Source organism: Paenibacillus farraposensis, assembly GCF_020736845.1.
GTDB classification, from domain to species: domain Bacteria; phylum Bacillota; class Bacilli; order Paenibacillales; family Paenibacillaceae; genus Paenibacillus; species Paenibacillus farraposensis.
On sequence record NZ_JAFFQR010000063.1, the window covers coordinates 138,770 to 164,578 of the forward strand.

Here is a 25,809-nt window from a genome sequence, read left to right on the forward strand (position 1 = left end):
CTACGTATACCTGGGTTTCATGTACAGGTTTGATTGTAAGGCCCCGGTATCCGGTTGAAAAGTACGCACTAATTCGTAACGTAGTTACCCTGACGATACTGTAGCTGCTAAAAAAACGCCCGCAAGAGAACCTGCATTTTGTCTATTTTCGTATTATTTCCACAATGGAGGTCATGCATTTGTATCTCAAACGGTACGCAGGCGGTGTCAGGTTGCAAAAAAAATAATTTACCTATTTTTGAATTGACTTCAAGTTAGCTTTTGACTATATTTGTAATATACTGGTATGAAAAACATGAAAGTTAGCAGCATAGCTGTCCTAAAAAATAGCGATCAAACAAAGGGGAACCGTAATTTTCAGGTAGGGAGGCGTTTGTAGTGGAAGAGGTTCTGGACCAAAGGGAAGCCATTTATTTGTTGTCGGACAGCCATGAACTCGATAAAGCTTGTGAGTTGTTTAGAATCAGCTACACACATAATGATTGGGATGAAGCAAACAAGGTTGCAGACTATTTGCATACGTTGGCTGAAAGCCTGTACCACACCCAACTGAGAAATGCTGCGGACGGTAAGCACGAGACACTGGATACCAAGCGCCCGCTGGTGTTTTATTATGCTTACAGCTATCTGGCTAAATCTATTTGTTATCAGAATAAAGGCCAGTATGAGGAAGCAAGAGATTATATTATGAAGTATGGTGAGATGGGCTGGTTTATGGGGCTGGATCAGAGCGGGCATGAAGAGGTAGAAAGGTTCCGTTTTCTTGCCAAAGCCAATTTATATACGATTGAATTACTTTCGGGAAAAAGGGAGCTTCTGTCCGAGTATGTTCAATTTCTTTACGATAATGACGAGGAAGTACTCCCGGGGCTGGTCGGTATCGCTGAAGCAGCTAATTTGAATCATTGGGATATCGATGAGTTGCTGAATGATTTTGCTTACGATATTGAGATATTTGAAGGTTATGAAGACAGGGGGAACCGCGTATATTATTTAAAGCTGGTGAACCAATTAGCCATTTACTATTTCAAAAAGGAGCAGTATACCGTTGCCTTGAATTATGTCCTTGCTTCTCTGCAATTCTCTGCTAATGTGGAGGCAGATGCTGATTTCAGGACGATGGTTGCTCTATTTGAAGCTTATCGAGATTTGGCGACACCTTCACAGCAAGAGCAATATCAAACCATTTTATTAAGGGGGCTTTATAATGAAAAAGGCATTAATCTCGGTAACTATGGTCTTGGCGTTTCTTAGTATTGCCTTTCCGGCAGATACATGGTTAGAACCCGTACATCCTGCCAATCACGGTGTTTTTTCCCTGTGTGTTTGAGCTTGGAGTTTACCCAGACCCAGCAAGGCTTTTGTAAATACAGGGAGCTCACTTTTTCGCATGTTGAGATCAGTAGGCTCCCCTTTTTTTATGCCGACTATTTATTTTACGATAGGACGTCAGATTATTGGCCGCGCTGTTCGACCAATTGAACGATTTCAACAATGACCTTGGTTGCAAGCACCATGTTGTCCACCGATACATACTCAAACTTACCGTGATAGTTCTCCCCGCCTGTAAAGATATTTGGTGTAGGCAGTCCCATATAGGATAGCTGTGAGCCGTCCGTACCACCGCGGATGGGCTTGATGATCGGCTCAATATTCAGCTTCGTCATTGCTTCATGAGCAATATCCACGATATGTTTGACCGGCTCGATTTTCTCCTTCATGTTGTAATATTGATCTTTCAGCTCCAGCGTGATTCGGTTTTCTCCGTAGGCTGCTTGCAGCTCTTTTACCACGTTTGTTAAATAGGCCTTCCGTTTTTCAAAATTGTTACGATCAAAATCACGAATAATATAGTGTAGTTTTGCATGTTCTGCCGTGCCTGTAAATTCCAGCAGATGGTAGAAGCCATCGTATCCGTCCGTATATTCCGGGGCTTCATCCGCAGGCAGACGTCCATGCAGCTCCATGGCGATTTTGGCGGCATGGATCATTTTGTTTTTAGCCGTACCGGGATGAACACTTACTCCGTGGATGGCAATATGGGCGGCTGCCGCGTTGAAGCTCTCATATTCCAGCTCTCCGAGTGGTCCACCATCTACGGTATAAGCATATTCAGCGCCAAAAGCAGCCACATCAAAGCGTTCTGGTCCTCTTCCAATCTCCTCGTCCGGTGTAAAGGCAACGCGAATCTTGCCATGCTTGATTTCCGGGTGGTCAATCAGGTAATGTACGGCTGTCATAATTTCTGCAATCCCGGCTTTGTTATCTGCACCAAGCAGAGTGGTGCCGTCTGTTGTAATCAGCGTATGGCCTTTATATTGAGCCAGCTCGGGGAATTCGTGCGGAGACAGCACCACACCGAGCGGTGCATTCAGCGTGATATCTCCCCCGTCATAATTTTCCGTCAATTGCGGCTTTACGCCTGCGCCAGTCAGCTCGGTTGCAGTATCCAGATGCGCGAGAAAGCCAATGACAGGCACCTCTTTATCCGTATTGGAAGGAAGGGTCGCCATAACATAACCGTTATCGTCGATGGTTACGTCTGTCATACCGATGGCTTTCAATTCGCCAACCAAAAGATTGCCTAACGTAAGCTGTCCGGGCGTGGTCGGGCAAGTGTGGCTGCTTTCGTCGGATTGAGTATCTACTTGAACATAAGTGGTCAGGCGGTCAATCAGTTCCTGTTTCATGTGTATATCCTCCTTGATATCATTGCGATATGGTACGTATTTTATCATGATTGGGCATATAATATGAAAAAAATGGCTTAACCTTTTCAAATAAGATTAAGGGTTGTCCGCAGGCTCAGGCTCTGTTAAGAGTTTGAGAGGGGCACCCCTGTTTGCGTACAGGAAGGTGGGAATCTATAAATCTTTTAAAATGTGTCTTATACCTGAGTCAATTAACGATGACGTCCATAGATTTGAAGCATAAAATATACTATCAAACGTAAGGGAGGTGAGTTCTATGGCGATCCTTTTACCTTCGCAGATCTACAATCTCGCTGCAGGTGTGGGTAAATCCTTTTTTGAAAACTTGGCTGGTGGTAATAATGCTACGATTACTGTGAATAATACAGGTGCTAACCCGGTTAATCTTGTGGTTACCCGTGTCAATGCTCCTGTGATCACTTATGTGATTCCGGCAGCCAACAGTCTCACATTAGAGGTTGCCTTGCTGTTAGTAGCAGCGCTTCAAGCTACTGCAGCCGGTGCTGCAACAGGCACAATCCAAATTGCTACAGCTGATTTTTAATTGTAACGACCAGACCCTCTAACTCTAACTCTAACTCTAGCTCTGCTGCAAAATGAGCTAGAGTTTTTTTTGTTTGTTTAAAATTTTCTGATAATTTTGTCGGTTGCCGATATATACATATATGACGTAGAGAATCAATAGGCCAGGCATAGAAAATAACACATTGAAAACGAGTACCTTGAATGAGCTTAAGCGACCCGGTTTTACGTGATGACATTTTTTTGCGTGAAGATGAAAGGGAAGTTAGCGAACAACGCATGACCATCGGAGGAACGATAAATAAAACGCTGCTTTTCCTTGCTCTGCTTATCATTTCTGGCAGTATAACAGGGCTTTATCTCATTCGTAGTTTTGTGTACGCTGGCCATCGCTTTGGTCACACTGGTGGAACTTTATCCTGGATTTCTTCGGTCTGAATGTACCGTATATCCATGAGACAGGCTGGCTTGGTATCGGCATCAGTTTATTTGTTGTGATTATTGCCGCTTTGAATTTGCTGCTGGATTTTCATTTTATTGAGGAGCAGACCGAGCAGGGAGCATCCAAATACATGGAATGGTAGGGCGCTTTTGGATTGTTTGTGACTTTGGTGTGGCTGTATGTGCGAATCCTGGAACTGCTGGCCAAGTTCAGCAAGGAGGACTAGGTTCTGGGGTTCATGAAAAGCTTCATTTAAATTGTGCAGATCGGTGCAGGGTATGAGAAGAGGACGGCTAAATGCCGTCTTTTTTGTTACAAAAAGTGAAGGTTTAAAAATTGGATTTTACGTTAAATACATAGAAATGGGGTAAAACATAAACATAATGACAGACAGGAGAGGAGTGAGCAGATGTATCAAGTGGTCCTGGTAAGGCACGGCGAAAGTGAATACAACCGTAAAAACCTGTTTACAGGCTGGACAGATGTAGATCTGACTGAACAGGGGACCCATGAGGCCATCGAAGCGGGGCGTATTCTCAAGGAGGCCGGGTATACATTTGATTTGGCATTTGCCTCTGTGCTAAAACGATCCATCCGCACGCTGTATCACATATTGGATGAGCTGGATCATCTGTGGATACCCGTACAGAAGTCATGGAAGCTAAATGAACGCCATTACGGTGCGCTCCAGGGTCTTAGCAAACTGGATTCAGCCGTCAAATACGGTGAGGAACAGGTTCATATCTGGCGGCGCAGCCTGAAGGTACGACCTCCCATGCTGGATGAAAAGGATGAACGGAGTCCTCGCAGGGAAGAGCGTTATCGGCATATTAAGCCGGAGGAGCTGCCGCTTGGAGAAAGTTTGGAGGATACAGTACACCGGGTAGGTGAATTTTGGAGGCAGCGGATTGTGCCCCTGGTCCTCAAAAAAGAGAGGGTTATCATTTCTGCGCATGGCAATACTTTACGGGCATTGATCAAGTATATGGAGAATCTGGATGAAGCCACCTTGCTGGATTTGAATATTCCGACAGGCATACCGCTGGTGTATGAGCTGGATGACCATATAGACCCTATTCGGCGGTTCTATCTGGGTGATCCAAGCCATGTGAAGGCAAAAAAGCAGGCAGTGGCCAACCAAGGCAAGGTAACGGAATAGTGGGAGGATACCAAACTAAAGAGGACAGGCGCCTTCTCGCGTCCTGTCCTCTTTGTGCCGGGCAAAATTAAGCATCCATGTCATCTTCTGCTTCTGGACTATCATTCCCGGCGGGAAGTGCCCATACCGATACGCTGCCGGCACGAACCGGAAATATGCCGTAGCCATCTTGCCTGATCGTTACGGTATGATCGTAATGCCCCGTCAAGTCTGTCCATTGCTCTCCTGCGCGTTGTTTTCCCACGAACATACGCTTTTCCCCTTTGTCGGCATTAGTGATCACTACAGCGCAGCCAGAGCCTTTTAATTCGGGTATGCCCTGACGCACCCATCCAATCGTATGGGGATCATCAAAATAATCTTTTTGCTCCCCGTAGGCTTTATGATACCGGGCATATAGGAGTGGGTCCAACTCAGCCTGCTTGCTTTTCGCGGGGGTTTTACCCTGAATACCGTAGTAATCCCCGTAGAACACACAGGGATAGCCGTCCTTACGCAGTAAAATGAGTGCATAGGCGCTGGGCTTGAACCAGTCCTCCACCCAGGATTCCAGCGCTTCATGAGGCTGTGAATCATGATTATCGACAAAGGTAACTGAATTCAGGGGGTGAGTATGAACCAGCGTATCCTCAAAAATGGTCCTCAGATCAAAATCCCTGCCACCCAAGGAAGCGCTATACAGCTTGTAGTGGAGAGATACGTCAAACAGGTCAATTTTATAGTCGATGGTATCCAGGAAATTCTGGCATGATTTCAAATCCGGTTTCCAAAACTCGCCTACCATATAAAAATCCTGTCCGCGCTTTTTGATCATTTCCGTTGCAAATTCCCGTACAAATTCATGATTGATATGCTTGATGGCATCCAGGCGAAATCCGCTGCATTGCAGAGTATCTACCAGCCATTTGCCCCAGCGGATCATTTCCTTGCGCACATCCTGATGATTATAGTCAATATTGGCAAACATTAAATAATCATAATTTCCGAATTCATGATCTACATGTTCGCTCCAGCTTTTATTTTTGCCTAAAATACGAAAAATCCCTGTCCGTTTCCGACGCGCATCGTAGTCAGTTCCATTAAAATGTTCAAAATTCCATTGGAATGTGGAATACTGACCTTGACGGCCGGGAAATGTAAATTTAGTCCACCCTTCGATATCAAAGGGCTCTGAAATAACCTCATTACGGTTATTCGGGTTGACCTCGACGACCTTGAACACTTCGGTTTCATCCGCACCGGCCTTGTGGTTCATGACCAGATCGACATAGACGGCCACACCGTGGCGAACGCAGGCGGCAACCGACTCCAGCAGGTCTTCTCTGGTTCCGTATTTGGTGCGTACCGCACCTTTTTGATTGAATTCACCCAGATCGTAAAGGTCATAGACGCCGTATCCCGTATCCTCGGGCGATTGGCCCTTGGTGACAGGTGGAATCCATATCGCATCAATTCCTTTAGTCTTTAGCTGCGGTGCCAGACGGGCAAGTTTCTTCCAGTGAGAACCGTCAGCTTCGATATTCCACTCGAAAAACTGCATCATCGTATGGTTCCTTTTCATGTGCGTCCCTCCTCCATATATAACAAGTTACCCACCAAGTAAGGGGGGCTAAACGTCAGACGGCTAATATGGCACTGAACAAGAACAAACAACACTGTATGACATATGGTTAAATCATTAAAATTTGATATATCTATACCTGACGGTTATGACCCTTCGACGGCTGGCAAAGGAAATCGGAACAAGATAAAATGAATCTAACTTAACAGTGGTACAAATTTCAGGCTAACCCATGAAGGATGAGCGACGGAGGAAGGAGGGATGAACATGACGGAACCGCAGCAGAACAGGAATGAAGCGGGCGAACCACTAATGAAGAAATGTACGTATTGTCAGGAGATCAAGCCGCTAACGAACTTTCAGCGCAGAACCGGTCGCCGGGCAGGTCCGTATTCCCGGCGTGGTCCTTGCCGTTCCTGCCGGGGGTTAGCCACACAAGAGCGCGAGATCATGACCACCTCTTCTTCCGGCAAGGAAATGAAGCTCTTGGACGTTTCCATGGCGCGGCACAACCCGGGGGCAGGTGAGGCTGTCCCAAGTCTGGATATACCAGCACAGCCTGACCTGTTGGCTCATCCACGCCGCAGGAAGCCAGTCACAGATAAGGCTCGCGAGCGCCACCGGCAACGGGTGCGGAATCTGCTTAGCAGGCTGAAGCCTGCGGATACCGGGGCGCTGCGGCTCAATCGCAACGGCATGATTCGGCTCAGAGGTAAAACCGATCAGGGGAGACACTGGCATCAGGAGATTGAACTTGATTTGGCGATGACTCTGGTTAGAGAGCGCATGGCGGTGATTGTAAACCCATACACCGTTCGCAGACTCTACAGTAACAAGGAATTTCGCCAATACGTGCTCAAGCGTGACCGTTATACCTGCTTTTTCTGCGGCGGCTATGGTGATACAATTGATCATTTACTGCCTCGGGCTAAAGGTGGGCATACCAACTGTGTATGTGCCTGCAACGAGTGCAATCAGATTAAAGCTGCCCGCGATGCAGATGAGTTCATCGAGTCTGGTGTGCCGTTGCCGTCTCCTGATGATATCGAGGCTTAGCATATACCTGCAAATATTAGCTATAGGTATGGAATTTACTGCAAAGTACATATATGGATGTTCAAATGAAAATAATGTTTAAGGCTTATCCTCGATAATTAACAAAGCGGCAGTACCGTCCCGGATTTCTTAATCATAATTACAGACTTTTTCAACAGGACCAAAGATTCTCAGTCCGTTTTTGACAAGCTCGTTTATACTCTCCTCGTTTGGTTCTAAATAGCACATTCCAATACCGTTATAATATGAAAAGTAGGCCCAAGCAATATAGAATGGATCACCAGGGCTAAGCTCTCCCATTCGTTGCCCTTCCTCTATTATGGGAATAATATCGTGTACAAATCGGTTTACGTAGTGGTTTAACTCTTTGGCAATGTCAGGAAATCGCTCAGGTTGTCCTAACGCATACTGAACAAGTCTCAGATAGGTTGCATTGTATAAAGAACGGTGAATTTGTCCTCTGACTAGAGAATGCAAGCGTTCCAATGGAGAATTCCCTTGGGACATCAGAGACAGGTAGAGTTTTTTTGTGGTATCTAGTGGTTCTAGTATGACAGCTTGGAACAAATCATCCTTCGTAGGAAAATATAAAAAGATAGTTGCGTGACTAACTCCCACTGCTTTAGCGATTTGTGTAATAGTACTTTGTGAAAATCCGTGTTGAGCGAAAAGGACGGTTGCTGCATCCAATATTTTCCTTCTACGTTCATCACGCAACTTTTTGTTTACAGTTCTAGCCATATACTCACCTCATTAATTTCCTCAGAAAAGCTAACCTAGTCTGCCCTATGATAACGAAAAGAGAATCCATTCAGCAAGGAAAATATTCAATCGAAAAAAATCCTCTTTTAAATAACTGATTGATCAGTTATTATACAACTAAGTTTATATATAAACTTTAAAAATGGAAAGGTGAGATTCGAATGATGAAATATCTCTTTAGACTATCATCTAACTGGCAAGGTGGAGTAATGGGGCGAGGGAATGTAAGAACAGAGAATTATACAACGTCAGTTTCTCTCGCAAAAGAAATGGAAGGAACAGGAACTGGGACAAACTCTGAGGAATTGCTATTAGGAGCATCGGCAACATGCTACCTAATTTCCTTGGGTTATTATGTTGAGAAAGAACGATTACCTGTTGTTGATATTACGATGGAAACAGAGGGGCTTGTTGTGAATGATGCCGGGTATCGAGTTGCTCAAATTACACATCGACCAACGATTATTTTGGAAAACGGTGCAACCAGAGAACAAGTGCAATTGGCAGCTTCGTTATCTGCACAAGCTGAAAAAATTTGTATGATTGCAAAAGCGATGAAAGGTAACGTGGAAATGGTTATTGAACCGAATATAACGATTTCTCAATAAATCAAATAAATGGAGGAAGATAGAGTGGGAACTGTACCGTTACCGATTAATCAGGGAGGCTTCAAGCAAGTATATATTGCAAGCTTTGGTCTGTTTATCACTTACATAGACAGTACAATCATTAATGTTGCCCTGCCATCCGTCATAAAAGACTATCATATTGGGCTAGATTTGGCTGCGTGGGTTATCAATGCTTTCATTCTTGCATTAGCCGTCTTGTTGATTGCTATGGGTAAGATTTCGGAAATTTATGGTAAACATAAAGTATATGCATGGGGCTTGATCTTTTTCTTGATTAGCTCATTTCTGTGTGGAATCGCTCAGAATATCTACCTACTTATTTCCTTTCGCGTTATTCAAGGAATCGCAGGTGCAATGATCATTCCAACCAGTATGTCACTTGCTCGAGAAGCTGTTCCGAAAGAGCTAGTAGGAAGAGCGATAGGGATTTGGGGAGCGATTGGCGCATTGGGAGCAGCCGGTGGCCCTCCACTTGGAGGAATTATTACAGAATACTTCGGTTGGAGATGGATTTTCTTTATTAACATTCCCTTTATCCTGTCAATGTTACCGGCTGTTTTTCATATTTTTAAAAATTACGTTTTCGAACGAAAAGAAGCTCATTTTGACTTGCTTGGAATGTTGACTATTGGAACCTCCATTCTTTTTCTGACATTTGCAATCTTGAAAGGGCAAGAAATAGGTTGGACATCTATTCGAATTTTAAGTTGCCTATTGATTTGTATTCTTAGTTTTCTGCTCTTTTTAAGTCTAGAACGAAGAATAATGTATCCACTTCTTGATTTTTCCGTTTTTAATAATAAAGTGTATGTGGCAGGATTAGTCTCAAACCTGTTGGCTGGTATACTAACAATGGGTGTAAATATGCTAATACCTGAATATCTGACTCAAGTACAAGGGTATGATCTGATACTGGTCTCTATGTTAACAACTTTATTGCCTTTATCAAGTCTGTTTGTAGGCCCTTTGATAGGAAGGCTTGTAGACAAAACAGGTTTTTTCATTCCATTAATGATTGGATATGGCTGTGCTCTGTGTGGTTTTTTCAGCCTTTTCTTGACACCGATGAATTTGTCAGTCGTATGGCTCATTGTTATCCTATTGATTACGGGAACCGGGAATGGAATCCTTATGATTACTTGTGTTGCCGTAAGTACTTCATCTCTTCCTCCCCAACAGCTTTCAGTGGGATCAGGAATTTTCTCGATGGTACGAAATGTTAGTGGTGCCCTTGGGATCTCCATTATGATTTCGATTACTCTAGGTTATATCAACAGCCATTCTGCTGGGAGCTTAGATCATAAGCTGATTGTTTCGCAGGCAATGAAGTACGCTTTTCTTGCAGGAGGCGTGATTACATTGTTATTTAGTCCGAGCTTGATCCTCCTAAAATCCACTCGGGGTATTAAGAACAGAGAAGAATCTCTAAGCGATCTCAAGATTGGTCAAGAAACCTGATAAAGAATCTGCGATACGTCCCGATGTAGTCGGGTCAGGCTGTCAGGAATGTCGACAGCCTTTTTTTCGACATACCTTGATGCTAACAATGTGGTAAAAAATGATAACAGAAAAATAAACGGGAGGTCTGTTTCAGAGAGAGTGTAGTATCGAACGAGATTATCGCGACAAGTCGGAAGGCCAGCAAGATACCTTCCCGTTGTCGTTCGCGAATCAATGCCCGCTCGAATTCTGCAAAAGCTCCCATGATGGATAGCATCAGTGTGGACATAGGAGAATCTTCGCCAGTGAAGGTAAGATTTTCTTTGATGAGTTCAATACGAATCCCCGGTTTGGCTTTAGTCTTCCATTGGCCCTATCGTCCTATTTTTTCCGTTTCGTTAGCAGACCCCTATCGGGGTGGATAGCATGTTAGCGTGAACTTAAATTCACTCTCTCTATTACACTTCTTGGCATAAAATCCCCTTTTTAAAGGTAATTTTGGACAAAAAACGACTTCATTCTAATTATTATCAGAAAAACAAATAAAAATTTGCAGAATTTTGTGTAAATTTAAATTTTTTTTCGACGATTGTGTTGTAAAAAGTGTAATATAGAGGTATATAGAGGTATAGGGTTCCGTTTCGACCTGTTGTAGTCACGGAGGAGTGCTTCGTGAGATATTCCGCAGCAGTAACAACAACAGAATAACGTCCGAGCGATATACAATTGGCATCTGCGATGATCAGTCTTGCCCTTTAGGGTATAGGCCGGTTTAAGCTGTGCTTCTTGCATATTAAGGGACGCGGATTCATTGAACGTTTTTATTGCTAGAGTTTATAGATGCAGGTTATGAGAAAGGGATGGACTTCTATTTTCACAGTAAAGGAGGACGTTCACGCATGTCTGAAAACCAACAAGAGGTGGCTGTAACACAAGAAGCTGCCAAAGAGTCTCGGGATGTACTGGACCAATTGATGAAACCGGAGGTTCAGCAATCGCTGACCGTACTGGTGGAGAATCTGCCCAAGTTGACTGAGATGGTTACTTTGATGACCAACGCCTATGATGTAGCCCGTAGTCTGGCAACCGACCCTGTCTTTCTCGGAGATATGAAAAACTCCATGGGAGAGTTTGTGAAGCCTGTAACAGAATCGGCTAAAGGCTTGGCTTCTGCTGCTATTGAGGCAAATGACCGCGTACAAACTACAGACGGCAGTGTAGGTCTGTTTGGTTTGCTCAAGATGCTTAAAGATCCAAATGTACAAAAAACGCTGCGTTTCAGCCAGGCTTTCCTGAATATTCTGAATGAGCGCCAACGTGAAAGCAAATAATCACCTGATCAAGAACGGAGGATGGACATGTCGAAGCAAATTTTGATCTTGGGCGGCGGATACGGCGGATTGCTGGCCGCGCTCACAGCACGCCAGCATCTGGACGCTAGTCAAGCAACCATTACAGTGGTAAACCGCTTTGCGTCGCACCAAATTATTACGGAGCTGCACCGTTTGGCGGCAGGTACAATTGCCGAAAAAGCGGTTGCGCTTCCTTTGGAGAAACTGCTGCGTAACAAAGATATTATCCTGAAGGTAGATACCGTTGCGGAAATCAAACCGGACGACAAAAAAGTATCCTTGGCCAGTGGCGCTACGTTGAGCTATGACGCTCTCGTTATTTCCCTGGGCAGTGAGACGGCTTATTTTGGTATTCCAGGACTGCAGGAGCACAGCTTCACCCTGAAATCAGTGGCAGAAGCCAATCGCATCCGCGAACATGTGGAAGCTCGTCTGGATGCTTACAAGCAATCCGGTAACAAAGCGGACGCTACAATCGTAATCGGTGGCGGCGGTCTGACAGGCGTTGAGCTGGTGGGCGAATACGCTGATAAACTGCCTGTGGTTTGCCGTGAAAAAGGCATTAACTACGAAGATATTAGCCTCTACTGTGTAGAAGCTGGGCCATCGATTTTGGCAGGCTTCCCGCAGGCACTGGTTGAGCGTGCAGTGACAAGCCTTGAGAAACGCGGTGTTCAAATCGTAGCTGGTGTTCCAATTACGGAAATGAAAGCCGACGAAGTTCTGCTGAAAGACGGACGTTCGATCAAAACGAGCACACTGGTCTGGACAGGCGGCGTACAAGGCAACGCACTGGTTGGCGCATCCGGTATCGAAGTGAACCGTGGCCGTGCAACCGTAAATGGTGCCTTGCAATCGACTTCCCACGAAGACATCTTCCTGGCTGGTGACAGCGCAGTGGTGTTCCCGAGTGAAGGCGAGCGTCCATACCCTCCAACTGCACAGTTGGCTTGGCAAATGGGCGAGACGGTGGGTTACAACCTGTTCGCTTACTTTAACGGAGCGAAAATGGAACAATTCACACCTGTATTCTCCGGTACACTGGGCAGCTTGGGCAGAACAGACGCGATCGGTACGGTAGGCGCGAATGCCACCCAACTGAAAGGCGCTGTAGCTACTTTGATGAAAGAAGGCAGTAACATCCGTTACCTGTCCCACATCAAAGGACTTTTTGCATTGGCCTATTAATATTTTCTTGCTTTTTATATGTTTTATCGAAGAGAGCGCAGTTCTGCGTTCTCTTTTTGCTTTGCAGTTAAATCTATTATAAACCAGTAAATGTAAAATGTCATTTGTATTTTTGAATATATATTGCAAATTATGGTTGATATGATATTTTTGTGACGATACACTAGTAGAGAAAAAAACGAGGAGGGCATTATGATTATGAAAATCAGGTTACTAATCGGCCTTATGATTTTAATGAGTTTGGGTGCTGCAAACACGAATTTGGCATCAGCTCAAGGCCAAACACCGATATACCTCAAGGTTAATGATCACTACGTCTTATACACCTACCCTGCATCACCTTTTGTGGATAAGAAGGGTAGACTGCTTATACCGCTCCAAGCGGCTAAGGATATACTGGGTGGTAAAGTAACTTTCAATGCAGCGAGCAAAACCGCTTCTGTTGATCTTTTGGGTCGTAATGTGACGGCCACGATCGGATCACCCAAAATAGCGGTTAACGGCGAGCCGGTGACAATGGATACAGTCCCCATCATGAAAAGCAATGCGATGTTTTTACCGGTATCCATTCTGTTGAAAGATACAGATGCGAAGATGGAGTGGGACCCTAAGCGTGGATTATTAAAGCTAAAGCATGATAGCTTTACGGAAAGTCCTGTTCTTATGAATTTTGAGGGACAAGACCTGGCCCAGGTCATTGATGCGAATGCTTTTGATCTTACTTCCTTTGATTGGGATCGCAAGAAAGGCATATTGGATATTTATGCCACGTACGAGAGCAGTTTATCGCCCGCCTTCAAGCAAGTTGACTTTAATCCTATGATTGTGTATGGCAAAGGGGGCTATAGCGTAGATCCTTATTCTAAACCCGGTACGTTTCACAAAGTTAAAATAACTAGCCCTGGCCATTTGGTGTATACAAGAAATATAGGCGTGACCGATGCGGATAATGATTATATAAAATACATTACTTCCGTAGGTAGGCTGATTAAGTAATTGTTCAGCTATCGAAGGTTGCAGTTATGAAAAAAGAAGACAGGGGAATATAGCCTTCCTGTCTTCTTAGGCTGTCGAGAAAGTCTCGACAGCTCCTTTTATGTTGATTTTATTTAAAACGTCACCGCGTTAATGTTGAATGATATGGGTAACTTCGTGTAGAACGGACGGTGTTGGTATACTCGATCTACGTACGATGCTTCATTTTTTGAAAATCTCAAACAGCGGGCCATAGTCCATGAACTTGAAGAACACAAGATCGCTGTTAACCCGAAAGCATCTATTGCTGAACTACTCAATACAGTGGATAGTACATCACTAAAGAGTAAAAATAATAGTGACCTAAAACAAAATCTGGAGAAGCTTAACGAATCGGAATACATATATCTTACGCTCGATGGAGAAGTATACAGCTCAGAAAAAGGTTATGTAGGCATGGCGGGTAAAGTTGAACCAAACGAGGAAAGTGTAACGGATGTTACTTATACGGAAACAAGCTCTTTGAGTGGATCTAGCAACAAACATGATGTTTCTATTTCAAGTAAAAGGAACCCTACTCCCTGGGAAGTGAGTGGAGGGACAACGGGAACTTTCTCAAGGGTTCAATTGAATTATGATGGTTTTGATGGGGTTAATGCAAGTGCGCTTCTGCCAAGGGCCGAGGACCTAGGAGCAAACGAACAGCCATGGATGTATTATGGTTTTGATGCAAAGAATGGACGGAAGATCGAGGGGGGATTTTCGTTTCAAACAGGTCAACAAAGATACAAAGGATACATTAAAAATGGAGAGTATAAATATACTATACAGACGTGGGTAAATGCGGAGGGATTTAACTCAGTTAAATTTTATATTGATAATAGTACCTATAACGCTTATCTGTTAGCCTACTACAATCAAATCGTCGTTATGCAAACCTCTTTTGACTCTTCTGACCTATCAACTATGTCTGTTAAGAGAGTGACGGCAATAGCGAAAAAAAACTTTGATGGCAGCAATATCTATGGAAGTGCTATCAATGGAGAGTTTTCAGAAGTGGTAGTCTCAAAATTCAATTCGGATTATTATTATCCATGGGATAACTATCGGGATTACTCTTTTTGGGATGGAAGTCAGTGGTTCGGTACGATTGATTGGCCCACCGATTATATAACTCATTTTGGTCCAAGTGTGTGGATCAGAAATCCGAATCGATAAGAGGAATTAGTTAAACGATGGCTCAAGCTAAAATATACTGGATAGCATCTGTCATTTCCTTTGTTGTTGGGTGGGACTTACAACAATGTGGTTTGGCAGATGTTTTTATGTTAATCCTATTCAACTGAACTGCTTCGCTACGTATGAGAGCGGTTTATCGCTCGCATTCAAGCAAATCGACTTTAATACTATGATTGTTTATAGAAAAGGAACCTATAACGTATATCCTTATTCTAAACCCAGTATGTTTTACAAAGTCAAAATAACCAGCCCCGGTAATTTGATGTATATAAGAAATATAGGCGTGACCGATGCGGATAGTGATTATGTAAAATACATTACTTCCGTAGGCAGGTTGATTCAATAATCGCTCGGACTATAAAGGTTACAATTATGATAAGAAGACAGGGAGGATATCTTCCCTATCTTCAGCATTGTCGAGAAACTGTCTTTTTCAAAATCTAAGATTCCTTTTTATTCTATACAAATTGGGAAAATAACGTTTTTCCAGACGGATTACTACAGTCACCTATATTTTCATGACATTAATGGGTGCCGTATTAAATGAATTGAATATAAAAAAAGACTATCGAGAAAATTTCGACAGTCTAAAGAGGGAGTCCATTTTGGACCCCCTCTTGTTTTTAGTATTCATTCAACTTAGTAGTTGAATGTTGCCAGTGTGCCATTGTTTTCGTTCGAATGAACAATACCTTTTACACGTGATACATTTTTATTTGTAATGTCAGAAATAATATCTTCTTGGATTCTATTCTTTTGGTAGTAAGTCAGACTGTTCCAATCATCCGTTTTAACATAAACATCGACAGTAACCTCACTGGAGTCGCCCTTTACGCTAAAATCTAAGGAAACATTGTTGTATTTGCGGTCAAAGTCGTTGAGCAAGACTCTTTTAATTTCACTCAGATCAATTTTAGAGGATAGTTTTTCTATATCCACATTTCCCTTCTTATCGGAATCAAAAGTTGCAAGTTTGTTTCCGTTACTTGAGTTTTTCACGGTTCCTTCAATATCAGCATCTTTAAAGCTCTTTAAAATATCCTCTGAAATATCTTCGAGATAAGATTTTTGTCTACTATTCGAAATATCGTTCCATCTACTTTCTGTCAACTCGATGGTTACCGTAATATCGTTTTTATCGCCTTTCAGGGTAATATCTGCATTGGCGTTATTTGTATCGCGATAGTCTCTATTCAATTGGCGTTCAAGGTCCTTTAAGGTATCAGAGCTGCTTTTGCTTGCTGCATCTTTTAGCGCCTGGTTGTCTTTTTGCAACTGGGCAATGGTAGCATCTTTAGTCGTATTCGCTGCTTTCGCCGTGCTTAGCTCCTGATTCAGTGTTGTAATCTGGTTGTTCAGTGCTGTAACTGTAGATTGATCAATCGGAACACCATTGTCAGTAATAACTATGCGTTTGTTGGTGCCATCCCATTGCACTTTTTTATCCAAAGCTGTACCTGCCAGCTTCAGCGGAATATATGTCACGCCATCCAGAAGGAATGGTTCTGTTTTGGCATCGGAAGGAACTTCTGTTCCGTTGTAAATGATTTTAATATTGTTATAAACTGCATTGATTGGCTTAGTCAGTTGTGCAGCATATGTAGATTGGCTGAACAGAGCCCCAGAGATTGCCAAGGCCGAAACAGCAGTAATGATGACAGGTTTCTTCGTGGATTTCAATGATTTCATTCGTTGGTCTACCCCTTTATTTAAGAATTATAGCATGGTCCATAGACTAGAGTAACATTAACGCCTGCAAAATCCAACACATTTGGAAGAGTCGCTGTTGGTTGTGCTTATATTGGTTAGACGCAGGGATAACCGTAAAAGTTGCCCTGTTTTCATAAATGTTTTTTGTAAAAGCAGCGGATTAGAGCAACTAAGCCCGCTATACAAGACAACGAGACCTGTTGATGAAGACATGTGGCCATTACCTGAGTGTGACCTGTACGAAGCTTGAAGGCTATAATGTCATTACGGTTGAACCCAAGCCATTTCATGGCGGCTTCTGGACCAAGGCTATCCCTAAATAATCTTTTGGTAAAATACGCATATTTTTTGGAGTTTGGAGCATATTAATACCCGCACAGGAGAGAATGATCAGCATGCAGACAGGGGATTACCCAATAAAAATCGAGGGGGAATGTAGATGTACAGACGCCAAGCCCCGGAGATCATTCCAGAGGAAAATACAGCCATTTGGGCATGTGCAAATGAGGGCTGTAACGGCTGGATGCGAACGGATTTTACCTTTTTGAGCGAACCGGTTTGTCCGCTCTGCCAATCCTCGATGGGGCAGGAAATGCGGATGCTGCCGATACTCAATCAGGCGGGCAATTCCTTTGTCGCCCAACGCTCTTAATAAAGTAAGTGTGATGACTACACTTGCAAAATCTATGAACACCAAAAGCCGCTCCAGCGATATGCTGAGCGGCTTTTGGTTATGGAAGCTTGAACATGGGAATGGCCATAGTAGCCATATTGCTTCCAAAACAGCAGGAGGGGGCGTTTCATGAAGTTGTCCAAGATATTGGTGTCATTACTTTCGGTACTATTGTTAGCGGGATTGTTTGCAGGCTATTCCTCAAAAGGGCCGGATGCGCCGGCAGCCTGCTCTGATCCGAAGGAGGTGGGGCAGCGAGCCAGCTGGCTTGGGTAGGGGTGGTTCTTTTTCATGTAGGTAAGCAATGCTAGAATGAACATGCCAGGCAGCAGACTGCCCGCTTGTGCGAATAAGGCATACGAACGCCAAAAATCGCTTGAGGGACTCGTCATTCATCTGGGCTTTAGCCTGATAACAGCACCTTATCCAGACATACAAGACAATATTGAATTATCAACAGAAAACGGGACAACTATTTATGAGGGTGATCTTTCTGGCTATTCAATCCACAAAACGCAATTTACATATTATGAAAATTATGGTACCATACATTTGGATACGCTTACATTAATAGCTGAGCATTGCTTTGATTCTTGAGCATGGGTGCTGCAGGTAGGGGGAGGGGAAGGACACTCAGTTTTGAAATTGCTTACAAATTGATAGTAGCAAGGAGAATAGCTTCTGAGAGAGTAACAGAACAGAGTGAATCAGAGTTCACTCCAAACTAGCAAGGTCAATAGAATTCACAAATCAAGGAGGAAAAGTGAAATGAAGAAAGCCTTAACTCGTGTTTTAGGTGTAGCTTTGGTGAGTACGTTGCTGGTGCCGACAATGTCCTATGCTGCGTCCGAAACACAAGATCAAGATCTGAGCAGTTCTGCTGTCGCAGCTGCCAGCGGATCCGTGATTCCGGCTCCACGGGGATATGATGCTTACCGCCAAAATATCCCGCACGGGAACGTGCAGCAGATTTCCTATTATTCCACAACAGTAGGCAAGTCTAGGAACGCGATGGTGTATACGCCTCCGGGCTATACACCTTCGAAAACCTACAACGTCCTCTACTTGCTGCACGGTATTGGCGGGGACCAGAATGAATGGCTCAATGGAATGAATCCGAGGAATATTCTCGACAACCTCTACTCCGAGAATAAACTGGAGCCGATGATTGTGGTATTCCCGAACGGCCGCGCAATGAAAGATGATCGTCCAATAGGCGATATTTTTGCTCCGGACAAGGTAGCCGCCTTCGAAAAGTTTGAGTTCGATCTGATCAATGACCTTATTCCTTACATCGATTCCCGTTTTCCGGTGTATAAAGATCGGCAGCATCGCGCGCTGGCCGGCTTGTCGATGGGAGGTGGACAATCGCTGAACTTCGGATTAACCCATTTGGATAAATTCTCCTGGATTGGCGCGTTCTCATCCGCTCCTAATACGAAGTCGGCATCGCAGCTCATCTCCAATCCGTCTCAGGTTGCCAGCCAACTGAAACTGCTGTGGCTGTCATGCGGATCTTCGGATAATCTGCTTGGGATCAGCCAAAATTTCCATAATAGCTTGAATACCATGAATATCCCGCACATGTGGTATCTAGATGTGGGAGGACATGAAGGGAAAGTTTGGAGCAGTGGGCTGTATCAATTTTCGCAACGTATCTTTCGCTGAGGTGGAAGATGAAGACCTCGCCCGCTCACTCGATTTAATCAATCAAAGGCCACGAAAATGCAGTGCTACCGTGGGCATTCTCACTTGTCTGTCCACCTATAATGACTTTCTGCTGCCGCTCATTATGATCAGCAACCCGGAGCAGTATACACTGCCGCTCGTCCAGTATGTCTTTCTAGGGGCAGTTAAATACAGACTTTAACCTGGCCTTCGCTTCACACGAAAAAAAGACGGGGCTGCCCCAAAAGGGTACACTCAAGTGAGCGAATCCCATAAATGATGCAAAAGAACCTTCAAAACCACTATGTAAGTGGAAATGAAGGTTCTTTTGTTAAATGAAATCATTACGTCCGCTTAGTCAGCCAACCGCACAATCGTTCTTCCTTGCGAGCGGGCTGCAAGGATATCCTCCAGTGCAGTTGGCAGATCGGCCAACCCGATTTCGCGCTCCACAAGCTGCTCCAGCCGCTCCGGCTTCCAGTCGCTGCCGAGTCGCTTCCAGATCGCTACGCGGGTGTCGTATGGGCAGAAGACGGAATCTATGCCCAGCAGGCTTACACCGCGCAAAATAAACGGCAGCACCGTAGCAGGCAGCTTCGTGCCAGCTGTCAGGCCGCTCACGGCAACCGCGCCGTTGTAGGCGATCTTGCTGAGCAGCGAAGCGAGCGGCTTTCCGCCTACAGGATCGACGGCCGCTTGCCAAAGCTGCTTGCCCAGCGGCTTAATGCTCTCCGCGCCGTCGTAGACCTCCTCGCGCGAAATGACCTCGGCTGCTCCGAGCGCCTTGAGGTACTCGTGCGCGTCGGCTTTGCCGCTGCTGGCTACGACATGGTAGCCCTGCTTGTGCAGCAGGGCAATGGCCGCGCCACCGACACCACCTGTCGCTCCGGTGACGAGTATATTGCCCTGATCTGGCGCAACGCCGTTTTGCTCCAGTCGATATAGCGACAGGGCTGCCGTGAAACCGGCTGTCCCGTAAATCATCGCTTCTTTGAGCGTGAGTCCGTCAGGGAGCGGAACGACCCAATCCGCAGGGACGCGAGCATATTCGCTGAAGCCACCGAAATGAGACACGCCGAGCCCGTATCCGGTAACGAGCACCGCTTGTCCTGCGCTGAAGCGGCTATCCTCCGAAGATACGACAGTCCCCGAGCAATCGATGCCTGGTACAAAGGGATAGGCTTTGACAATATTGCCATCCTTGCGTGCGGCAAGCCCATCTTTATAATTGATGCTGGAATAGGCAACCCGAATCAATACTTCTCCAGCAGGTAAATGGCTGGCTTCTAAAGAGCGCACCTCTGCCTGAACTGCACCGTCTTGCGTCTGATCAACGACAAGGGCTTGAAATGATTGAGTCATTATAAAAGCCTCCTTTATTGCAATATAAGTCTATGCTGACGAATTTTCTTTACCTCACAAGTCATACTTAGATAGCATATAACCAGCTGCGCAGCCTTATCAGCGGTAATGCTCACAGGCTCATCCTATATTATACACTTATGCCTATAATTCCGTCGGAAAAGCTTGGGTTACAGGCTGAAGCGTTCATAGGGTGTTTCAATAAAGTTCGATAATCAATACATAAGAAAGTGATAAATGAATTCTTACGTTTTTTACAAATCATTTTACGAAAACGGGATGTATTTTCAGAATGACTATGCTAACATACCTCTTGATCATTAAAAAATCTATGAAGAAAGGTGAATGAATGACAACCAGAGCACTAAAAAATGGCTCGGTATTGTCCGAAGCCAGGGAACTGAATTTGTTCCGTTTGACATGGCCTATTTTTCTCGAATTATTCCTGTTTATGCTAATGGGAAGCGTCGATACATTTATGATCAGTTCTGTATCTGATAATGCAGTGTCGGGTGTGGGCGCGTCCAACCAAATTATTTCAATCGCCATCCTTGTACTGGAGGTTATCGGCAACGGCGCTGCTATCGTCGTAGCTCAATATATCGGTTCTAAAAAACTTGTTGAAGCGGCTCAGGTTACGGGTACGGCCATCACGTTGAACTTACTGGTGGGTCTGTTACTTAGCGTCATTTTCCTAGTGTTTGGTACTCATATGCTGCAATGGTTGAATGTACAGGGAGAAATTTTGAGTTATGCAGAATCCTATATGAGCATCGTCGGCGGCGCCATTTTCCTGCAGGCATTGATTAACGCGCTGGCGGCGACCATTCGTACACACGGGTTTACCCGAGAAACGATGTATGTATCAATGCTGATGAACGTAATTCACGTCCTTGGCAACTATGTTTTGATTTTCGGGCATTGGGGAATGCCTGCGCTTGGCGTAGAGGGGGCTGCGATTTCTACAGTAGGCAGCCGCTTTATTTGTCTCTTGGCCTTTTTCTGGCTGATGTACTGGGTAACCGAAGTACGTGTCGAGTGGAAATATTACATCCAGTTGTCCCGGGAATTTATCGCTAAAATTTTACGGATCGGCGTACCGTCTGCGCTGGAGTCCATCATGTATCAGTCGTGTCAGCTCATATTCACATTATACGTGACATACCTGGGCGCAGAAGCGATGGCAACGCGTCAGTATGCAAATAACATCTCAAGCTACATTTATCTATTCAGTATGGCCGTTGGCATGGGCACGGCGATCGTGGTGGGAAGGCACGTGGGAGCCAGACAGAAGGATACGGCCTACAAACGCGTATTGAGCAGCGTGAAATGGGCATTGCTCGTGACCGTGGTGATTGACGCGGTAGTTATCTTTTTCCGTGTACCTTTGCTCAGTCTGTTCACCGAAAATCCTGAAATTATCCGTTTGGGCGCACAGGTCATCTTGCTTAGCATGCTGCTGGAAACCGGCCGGACGACGAATATCGTCATTATTAACTCGCTGCGTGCTGCCGGAGATGCCAAGTTCCCGGTCTTTATGGGGTTGATCTCCATGATCTGCATGAGCCTGCCGCTCGGCTACCTGCTTGTGTTCAAGCTGGATATGGGACTCGCGGGCGTATGGCTGGCTATTGCCGCGGATGAATGGACTCGTGCTGTCATCATGTACGTCCGCTGGAGAAGCCGTTTGTGGGAAAAGCATTCGCTCGTCGAGTACGATTCGTCGGATCAGCCTGCAGCCCCCATTCCAGCACACTGATTCAAGCAGTATTTGGGGTTAGTTGGAATCCATCTTTTCCGACAAGTGTGTAAACACAGAGGCAGTTCAAGAGGATATCTTGAATTGCCTCTTTTTGCTGACCAGGTAGAAACCGGAAGTTAATAATGGCATTTATAAATAGAAGTATGGTAAATTTACTAAAAAAAAGATATACTTTTGTTGCACCAATGCAGTTCATGAAGGACAAGGAGTGTACCGATGAAGAAGCCGACGATTGAAGATGTCGCCCAGAGAGCGGGGGTGTCTAAAAGCACTGTCTCGCAATTTCTGAACAAACGATATAAATATATGAGCGACCAGACCAGAGACCGGATTGCCGAGGTGATTCAGGAGCTGAATTATCAGCCTAACGGGCTGGCCCGCAGTTTGAAGCAAAACCGAACTTTCATGGTAGGTGTTATTGTAGCCAACGTTGATTATACGCTGTCGATCCAGTCCATCCGTGCGATTGAGGAGGAATTGCAGCATTTTGGCATTCAGGTGATCATCTGTAACGCCGACGAAAATCCGGACAAGGAGAGCCAGTATATTGAGATGCTCAAGGCCCGGCAGGTTGATGGCTTGATTATCTTCCCGACAGGCAAGCATGCCGACATTTACAACCAGCTCATTCGTGAAAAGTATCCGTTGGTGTTCCTGGACCGTCTGGTGGACGGTGTGAATACACGCAGCCTGCTGCTGGATAATGAAATGGCGATCAAGCTGGCAATTCAGGAGCTGGTATCCCATAAGCATGAACGGATTGCGCTGATTACCCTGCCGCTTGGAGTGAACCGGATTACGCCGCGAGTCGAGCGGCTCAGCGGGTACAAAAAAGCGCTGGAGGAGGCTGGCCTGCCGTTCCGTGAGGAATACATGCACAGTGTGCCGAGGGAGGAAATCCAGCAGACGCTGAAGGAGCTGTTTCAGCTGCCAGAGCCGCCGACAGCCCTCTTGGCCGGGAATGATATCGTGCTGGCAGAAGTGCTCAAATATGTAAATGCCCGTCGTATGCGAATTCCGGCAGAGCTGTCCATTATCGGAATTGACGATGCGGAGTTTGCCCATATTTACAATCCACCGATTACGACCATTACGCAGCCGATTGGGGATATGGGGAAGCAGGCCGCCAAGACGCTCCTGTCCAGCATTGAGGAGGGCGGCGAATCGGTTCCGATCATTTACCGCTTTGTACCGGATATCAATCGGGGGGAATCCGTCAAAATGCTGTAGACGAGCAGCAAGTCATACATGTAAAAATAGCCCGTATTCCTTTGTACGCCTGAGCATGCATATGCTGTTCAGACACACAAAAGCGAATGCGGGCTATTTGCAATGAAGGGAGGTCTTGGCTCCGGCCTTGTTGAGCTTGCGCTACTGGTGGTAAGGGCCATGCGGAGAGTAAGCTCGGCCTAATTGGTGCTGGCGCTGAGCAAAAAGGACTCCAGCTCGGCTCGCGTTGGATAGCCGTCCATGTCTCCAGCCGACATGACGGCCAGTGCACCAAGGGCGTTCCCGCGCTTGACCGCTTCTGCCAGAGGCAAGTCTTCCAGCAGCGCGCTAATGACGCCTGCGGCAAAGCCGTCGCCGGCCCCGACCGTATCGACAACATGATCCACGCGGAAGCGTTTGACATATCCCTTTGCATCTGCGGATTTATAATAGGCGCCTTCTGTACCCAGCTTGATGATGACCAGCGAGGTACCACGTTCAAGATAAAACGAGGCGATATCCTCAGGTGAGGTGTAACCTGTCAATATTTTACCTTCATGAATACCTGGCAGCAGCCAGTCGCAGCCCTCGGCAGCTTCATTAATCGCCTCCACCATCGTTGGGGTATCAGGCCATAACTTGGGTCTGAGGTTGGGATCGAAGGATACCGTTTTTCCCGCCTTTTTCATAAACTGCTTTGCATGTCGCGCGAAGTCGCGGCACTCTGGGGAAAGTGCGACAGAAATACCTGTAAAATGCAGATGACGAGCCCCGGCAAAATAGGCTTCGTTAAAATCAGCGATGCTCAGTGTGGAAGCAGCAGAGTGTTTGCGGAAATACTCCACCTCCGGGTCACCGCTCGTGACTTTGGATTTAATCAGCATTCCGGTAGAGTGCTCTTTGGTAAACATGACGTTCTGGGTATCAATCTTTTCCTGACGCAGCGCATCGGCAATGAACCTGCCGAATGTATCCGCTCCGAGTTTGGTCACGAGTCCCGCTCTCAGCCCCAAACGCGCCAAACCGGCCGAAACATTCGTCTCCGCCCCGGCCAGCGCTTTGGTGAATGAACGTGCCTCCTTCAGAGAGCCTGCTTCATTGGCATAGAACATGGCCATCGGTTCTCCGAAGGTAACTGCATCCAATGTTGCGGTCATGTGAATCCCTCCTTTTGTTTAGTAAACTATACATGTAAGCGTATGCATCAAATGAATAGATTGAAATTATCACATAAATCGGTTTTCTACAATAATAAAGTTGATATGCACGTTAAAAATTTTTCGGTTCATGAAGATAAAAAAATATGTTTTTGTTTATTAGAAGGTAAAAAACATGTAGAAATTCATGAATAATAAGGACTTTTCAAGGAGTAGTCAAGTTTTGAGTTGACACCCTCTTAGATAATAATTACAATTCTAGCTAAGAAGTAGAGTTAGAAATCGCTTTTATAACAATTCCGCTGATAAAAAAGTTTATCTAAACAGGAGGAATGTTTTTATGGAAATGCGTTATTCAACTCATCCTGAACATGCCAAGCATTTTACGACTGAAGAGTTGCGGCAGCACTATCTGATTCAGGATTTGTTTGTGCCTGAGGAAGTAAAGCTGGTCTACACGCATGAAGATCGTGTCATTATCGGGGGCATTCATCCCGTAAATAAATCTGTCGCGCTGGAAGGCAGCGATCAAATCAAAGCGGCTACCTTCCTGGAACGTCGCGAATTGGGCGTTTTTAATGTCGGCGGCAGCGGTACGGTAAAGGTAGACGGTGAGACCTATAAGCTAGCCACAAAAGACTGCCTCTACGTTGGCAAAGGTAGCAAGGAGTTGATCTTTGAAAGCGATTCCAGCAAAAAGCCTGCAAAATTTTATATCGTTTCGGCTTTGGCTCATACCACTTATCCGACGACAAAGCAGTCTTTTGCCGATGTGCCGTCTGAAAGTCTCGGTTCGCAGGCAACGGCGAATAGTCGTACGTTGCGCCGCTTTATCCATGATGAAGGCATTCAAAGCTGCCAATTGGTGATGGGCATGACGACGCTGGAAAACGGCAGTGTGTGGAACTCGATGCCGACACATGTCCATGACCGTCGTATGGAAGTATATTTCTATTTTGAGCTGGATGAGGACGCCAGGATGTTCCACCTGATGGGTGAGCCGAATGAGACTCGCCATCTGGTTATGAAAAATGATGAAGCAGTGATTTCTCCGCCTTGGTCCATCCACTGTGGTGCGGCTACAGGCAGCTATACCTTTATTTGGGGCATGGCCGGTGAAAATAAAACATACAAAGACATGGATCAGGTAGCCATGAGCGAGTTGCGTTAATCCGTCAGGCGTTTTGAAGCAAAAGACCTGTAAGCAGTTGATGGTACATGGCCATCCCATT

The 25,809-nt window shown here is 45.3% G+C and carries 26 protein-coding genes and 2 pseudogenes; 21 read left to right on the forward strand and 7 right to left on the reverse strand.

Translation table 11 applies throughout. The features are described from left to right. Positions 1 to 378: 378 nt before the first annotated feature. Positions 379 to 1,254, forward strand: a complete 876-nt coding sequence (locus JO375_RS09430; RefSeq protein WP_229524217.1) for a DNA-binding protein — start codon at positions 379 to 381, stop codon at positions 1,252 to 1,254. Between the two features lie 200 nt (positions 1,255 to 1,454). On the opposite strand, the gene pepT is transcribed toward JO375_RS09430, so the two are convergent. After that, positions 1,455 to 2,690 carry a peptidase T gene (gene pepT, locus JO375_RS09435; RefSeq protein ID WP_229524218.1) on the reverse strand — a complete coding sequence of 412 codons (1,236 nt, stop codon included), beginning with the start codon at positions 2,688 to 2,690 and terminating at the stop codon, positions 1,455 to 1,457. A 277-nt stretch (positions 2,691 to 2,967) separates the two neighbouring features. On the opposite strand from pepT, the gene JO375_RS09440 reads away from it, so the two are divergent. The 4 genes and pseudogenes from JO375_RS09440 (at position 2,968) to gpmA (ending at position 4,834) form a co-directional block, all read left to right on the forward strand. Next, on the forward strand, positions 2,968 to 3,255 hold the full coding sequence (locus JO375_RS09440) for a hypothetical protein (protein WP_229524219.1): 288 nt from the start codon (positions 2,968 to 2,970) through the stop codon (positions 3,253 to 3,255). A gap of 182 nt (positions 3,256 to 3,437) precedes the next feature. After that, positions 3,438 to 3,671 (forward strand): hypothetical protein, encoded by a 234-nt coding sequence (locus tag JO375_RS24770; RefSeq protein WP_322098718.1) that lies wholly within the window; start codon positions 3,438 to 3,440, stop codon positions 3,669 to 3,671. A gap of 11 nt (positions 3,672 to 3,682) precedes the next feature. After that, positions 3,683 to 3,901: pseudogene (locus tag JO375_RS09445) on the forward strand (Bax inhibitor-1/YccA family membrane protein). 183 nt (positions 3,902 to 4,084) lie between these two features. Then, positions 4,085 to 4,834: a 2,3-diphosphoglycerate-dependent phosphoglycerate mutase gene (gene gpmA, locus JO375_RS09450; RefSeq protein WP_229524220.1), complete on the forward strand. Its 750-nt coding sequence runs from the start codon at positions 4,085 to 4,087 to the stop codon at positions 4,832 to 4,834. A 67-nt stretch (positions 4,835 to 4,901) separates the two neighbouring features. On the opposite strand, the gene JO375_RS09455 is transcribed toward gpmA, so the two are convergent. After that, positions 4,902 to 6,395, reverse strand: coding sequence for an alpha-amylase (locus JO375_RS09455; protein ID WP_229524221.1), 1,494 nt, complete (start codon positions 6,393 to 6,395; stop codon positions 4,902 to 4,904). A 267-nt stretch (positions 6,396 to 6,662) separates the two neighbouring features. Between JO375_RS09455 and JO375_RS09460 the strand changes: the two genes are divergently transcribed. Further along, positions 6,663 to 7,451 (forward strand): HNH endonuclease, encoded by a 789-nt coding sequence (locus JO375_RS09460; RefSeq protein WP_229524222.1) that lies wholly within the window; start codon positions 6,663 to 6,665, stop codon positions 7,449 to 7,451. Positions 7,452 to 7,580: 129 nt separating this feature from the next. On the opposite strand, the gene JO375_RS09465 is transcribed toward JO375_RS09460, so the two are convergent. Further along, positions 7,581 to 8,192: a TetR/AcrR family transcriptional regulator gene (locus tag JO375_RS09465; protein WP_229524223.1), complete on the reverse strand. Its 612-nt coding sequence runs from the start codon at positions 8,190 to 8,192 to the stop codon at positions 7,581 to 7,583. 182 nt (positions 8,193 to 8,374) lie between these two features. On the opposite strand from JO375_RS09465, the gene JO375_RS09470 reads away from it, so the two are divergent. Together JO375_RS09470 and JO375_RS09475 are read left to right on the forward strand one after the other, a co-directional pair. After that, entirely contained in the window at positions 8,375 to 8,821 is a 447-nt protein-coding gene (locus JO375_RS09470) for an OsmC family protein (protein ID WP_229524224.1), read from the forward strand. Positions 8,822 to 8,845: 24 nt separating this feature from the next. Beyond that, a complete protein-coding gene (locus tag JO375_RS09475; RefSeq protein ID WP_229524225.1) occupies positions 8,846 to 10,300 on the forward strand; it encodes a DHA2 family efflux MFS transporter permease subunit in 1,455 nt (484 codons plus the stop codon). A gap of 82 nt (positions 10,301 to 10,382) precedes the next feature. Here the strand turns inward: JO375_RS09475 and JO375_RS24775 are convergent, their stop codons facing one another. Then, entirely contained in the window at positions 10,383 to 10,625 is a 243-nt protein-coding gene (locus JO375_RS24775; RefSeq protein WP_452471236.1) for a recombinase family protein, read from the reverse strand. Between the two features lie 556 nt (positions 10,626 to 11,181). On the opposite strand from JO375_RS24775, the gene JO375_RS09485 reads away from it, so the two are divergent. The 4 genes from JO375_RS09485 (at position 11,182) to JO375_RS09500 (ending at position 15,015) form a co-directional block, all read left to right on the forward strand. Beyond that, positions 11,182 to 11,613 (forward strand): DUF1641 domain-containing protein, encoded by a 432-nt coding sequence (locus tag JO375_RS09485; RefSeq protein WP_229524227.1) that lies wholly within the window; start codon positions 11,182 to 11,184, stop codon positions 11,611 to 11,613. A gap of 27 nt (positions 11,614 to 11,640) precedes the next feature. Next, entirely contained in the window at positions 11,641 to 12,822 is a 1,182-nt protein-coding gene (locus JO375_RS09490; RefSeq protein ID WP_229524228.1) for an NAD(P)/FAD-dependent oxidoreductase, read from the forward strand. A gap of 198 nt (positions 12,823 to 13,020) precedes the next feature. Then, positions 13,021 to 13,818: a copper amine oxidase N-terminal domain-containing protein gene (locus tag JO375_RS09495; protein WP_229524229.1), complete on the forward strand. Its 798-nt coding sequence runs from the start codon at positions 13,021 to 13,023 to the stop codon at positions 13,816 to 13,818. 303 nt (positions 13,819 to 14,121) lie between these two features. Then, the gene (locus JO375_RS09500; RefSeq protein WP_229524230.1) at positions 14,122 to 15,015 is read left to right on the forward strand and encodes a hypothetical protein; all 894 of its coding nucleotides are present in this window, start codon (positions 14,122 to 14,124) and stop codon (positions 15,013 to 15,015) included. Between the two features lie 660 nt (positions 15,016 to 15,675). Here the strand turns inward: JO375_RS09500 and JO375_RS09505 are convergent. After that, on the reverse strand, positions 15,676 to 16,725 hold the full coding sequence (locus JO375_RS09505; RefSeq protein WP_229524231.1) for a stalk domain-containing protein: 1,050 nt from the start codon (positions 16,723 to 16,725) through the stop codon (positions 15,676 to 15,678). A 221-nt stretch (positions 16,726 to 16,946) separates the two neighbouring features. Here JO375_RS09505 and JO375_RS24525 point away from each other — a divergent pair, with 221 nt between their 5' ends. The 6 genes and pseudogenes from JO375_RS24525 to JO375_RS09530 form a co-directional block, all read left to right on the forward strand. After that, positions 16,947 to 17,069 carry a hypothetical protein gene (locus tag JO375_RS24525; RefSeq protein WP_267497682.1) on the forward strand — a complete coding sequence of 41 codons (123 nt, stop codon included), beginning with the start codon at positions 16,947 to 16,949 and terminating at the stop codon, positions 17,067 to 17,069. 116 nt (positions 17,070 to 17,185) lie between these two features. Then, the gene (locus JO375_RS09510) at positions 17,186 to 17,398 is read left to right on the forward strand and encodes a cold-shock protein (protein ID WP_229524232.1); all 213 of its coding nucleotides are present in this window, start codon (positions 17,186 to 17,188) and stop codon (positions 17,396 to 17,398) included. A gap of 150 nt (positions 17,399 to 17,548) precedes the next feature. Beyond that, entirely contained in the window at positions 17,549 to 17,695 is a 147-nt protein-coding gene (locus JO375_RS09515; protein WP_229524233.1) for a hypothetical protein, read from the forward strand. 42 nt (positions 17,696 to 17,737) lie between these two features. After that, positions 17,738 to 18,016, forward strand: coding sequence for a hypothetical protein (locus JO375_RS09520; RefSeq protein ID WP_229524234.1), 279 nt, complete (start codon positions 17,738 to 17,740; stop codon positions 18,014 to 18,016). 171 nt (positions 18,017 to 18,187) lie between these two features. Continuing rightward, the gene (locus tag JO375_RS09525) at positions 18,188 to 19,087 is read left to right on the forward strand and encodes an alpha/beta hydrolase (RefSeq protein ID WP_229524235.1); all 900 of its coding nucleotides are present in this window, start codon (positions 18,188 to 18,190) and stop codon (positions 19,085 to 19,087) included. Positions 19,088 to 19,148: 61 nt separating this feature from the next. Then, positions 19,149 to 19,308 (forward strand): annotated as a pseudogene (locus JO375_RS09530) (carbohydrate ABC transporter permease); the annotation flags it as partial. Between the two features lie 133 nt (positions 19,309 to 19,441). On the opposite strand, the gene JO375_RS09535 reads toward JO375_RS09530, so the two are convergent. After that, complete coding sequence (locus JO375_RS09535) at positions 19,442 to 20,449, reverse strand: acrylyl-CoA reductase family protein (protein WP_229524236.1); 1,008 nt, start codon at positions 20,447 to 20,449, stop codon at positions 19,442 to 19,444. 349 nt (positions 20,450 to 20,798) lie between these two features. On the opposite strand from JO375_RS09535, the gene JO375_RS09540 reads away from it, so the two are divergent. Then, positions 20,799 to 22,208, forward strand: a complete 1,410-nt coding sequence (locus JO375_RS09540) for an MATE family efflux transporter (protein ID WP_229524237.1) — start codon at positions 20,799 to 20,801, stop codon at positions 22,206 to 22,208. Positions 22,209 to 22,427: 219 nt separating this feature from the next. After that, positions 22,428 to 23,441: a LacI family DNA-binding transcriptional regulator gene (locus tag JO375_RS09545; RefSeq protein ID WP_229524238.1), complete on the forward strand. Its 1,014-nt coding sequence runs from the start codon at positions 22,428 to 22,430 to the stop codon at positions 23,439 to 23,441. 179 nt (positions 23,442 to 23,620) lie between these two features. On the opposite strand, the gene JO375_RS09550 is transcribed toward JO375_RS09545, so the two are convergent. Beyond that, positions 23,621 to 24,577, reverse strand: a complete 957-nt coding sequence (locus tag JO375_RS09550) for a sugar kinase (RefSeq protein WP_229524239.1) — start codon at positions 24,575 to 24,577, stop codon at positions 23,621 to 23,623. A gap of 340 nt (positions 24,578 to 24,917) precedes the next feature. Between JO375_RS09550 and kduI the strand changes: the two genes are divergently transcribed. Then, a complete protein-coding gene (gene kduI / locus JO375_RS09555; RefSeq protein WP_229524240.1) occupies positions 24,918 to 25,748 on the forward strand; it encodes a 5-dehydro-4-deoxy-D-glucuronate isomerase in 831 nt (276 codons plus the stop codon). The last annotated feature ends 61 nt before the right edge of the window (positions 25,749 to 25,809 follow it).

Coding starts and splice junctions, on each gene's coding strand:
- JO375_RS09540 (WP_229524237.1), top strand. CDS start 20,799: ATGACAACCAGAGCACTAAAAAATGGCTCGGTATTGTCCGAAGCCAGG.
- JO375_RS24770 (WP_322098718.1), top strand. CDS start 3,438: ATGAGCTTAAGCGACCCGGTTTTACGTGATGACATTTTTTTGCGTGAA.
- JO375_RS09470 (WP_229524224.1), top strand. CDS start 8,375: ATGATGAAATATCTCTTTAGACTATCATCTAACTGGCAAGGTGGAGTA.
- JO375_RS09455 (WP_229524221.1), bottom strand. CDS start 6,395: ATGAAAAGGAACCATACGATGATGCAGTTTTTCGAGTGGAATATCGAA.
- JO375_RS09485 (WP_229524227.1), top strand. CDS start 11,182: ATGTCTGAAAACCAACAAGAGGTGGCTGTAACACAAGAAGCTGCCAAA.
- JO375_RS09545 (WP_229524238.1), top strand. CDS start 22,428: ATGAAGAAGCCGACGATTGAAGATGTCGCCCAGAGAGCGGGGGTGTCT.
- gpmA (WP_229524220.1), top strand. CDS start 4,085: ATGTATCAAGTGGTCCTGGTAAGGCACGGCGAAAGTGAATACAACCGT.
- JO375_RS09490 (WP_229524228.1), top strand. CDS start 11,641: ATGTCGAAGCAAATTTTGATCTTGGGCGGCGGATACGGCGGATTGCTG.
- kduI (WP_229524240.1), top strand. CDS start 24,918: ATGGAAATGCGTTATTCAACTCATCCTGAACATGCCAAGCATTTTACG.
- JO375_RS09535 (WP_229524236.1), bottom strand. CDS start 20,449: ATGACTCAATCATTTCAAGCCCTTGTCGTTGATCAGACGCAAGACGGT.
- JO375_RS09520 (WP_229524234.1), top strand. CDS start 17,738: ATGCCAGGCAGCAGACTGCCCGCTTGTGCGAATAAGGCATACGAACGC.
- JO375_RS09510 (WP_229524232.1), top strand. CDS start 17,186: ATGTACAGACGCCAAGCCCCGGAGATCATTCCAGAGGAAAATACAGCC.
- JO375_RS09515 (WP_229524233.1), top strand. CDS start 17,549: ATGAAGTTGTCCAAGATATTGGTGTCATTACTTTCGGTACTATTGTTA.
- JO375_RS09440 (WP_229524219.1), top strand. CDS start 2,968: ATGGCGATCCTTTTACCTTCGCAGATCTACAATCTCGCTGCAGGTGTG.
- JO375_RS09505 (WP_229524231.1), bottom strand. CDS start 16,725: ATGAAATCATTGAAATCCACGAAGAAACCTGTCATCATTACTGCTGTT.
- pepT (WP_229524218.1), bottom strand. CDS start 2,690: ATGAAACAGGAACTGATTGACCGCCTGACCACTTATGTTCAAGTAGAT.
- JO375_RS09495 (WP_229524229.1), top strand. CDS start 13,021: ATGAAAATCAGGTTACTAATCGGCCTTATGATTTTAATGAGTTTGGGT.
- JO375_RS09460 (WP_229524222.1), top strand. CDS start 6,663: ATGACGGAACCGCAGCAGAACAGGAATGAAGCGGGCGAACCACTAATG.
- JO375_RS09465 (WP_229524223.1), bottom strand. CDS start 8,192: ATGGCTAGAACTGTAAACAAAAAGTTGCGTGATGAACGTAGAAGGAAA.
- JO375_RS09525 (WP_229524235.1), top strand. CDS start 18,188: ATGAAGAAAGCCTTAACTCGTGTTTTAGGTGTAGCTTTGGTGAGTACG.
- JO375_RS09550 (WP_229524239.1), bottom strand. CDS start 24,577: ATGACCGCAACATTGGATGCAGTTACCTTCGGAGAACCGATGGCCATG.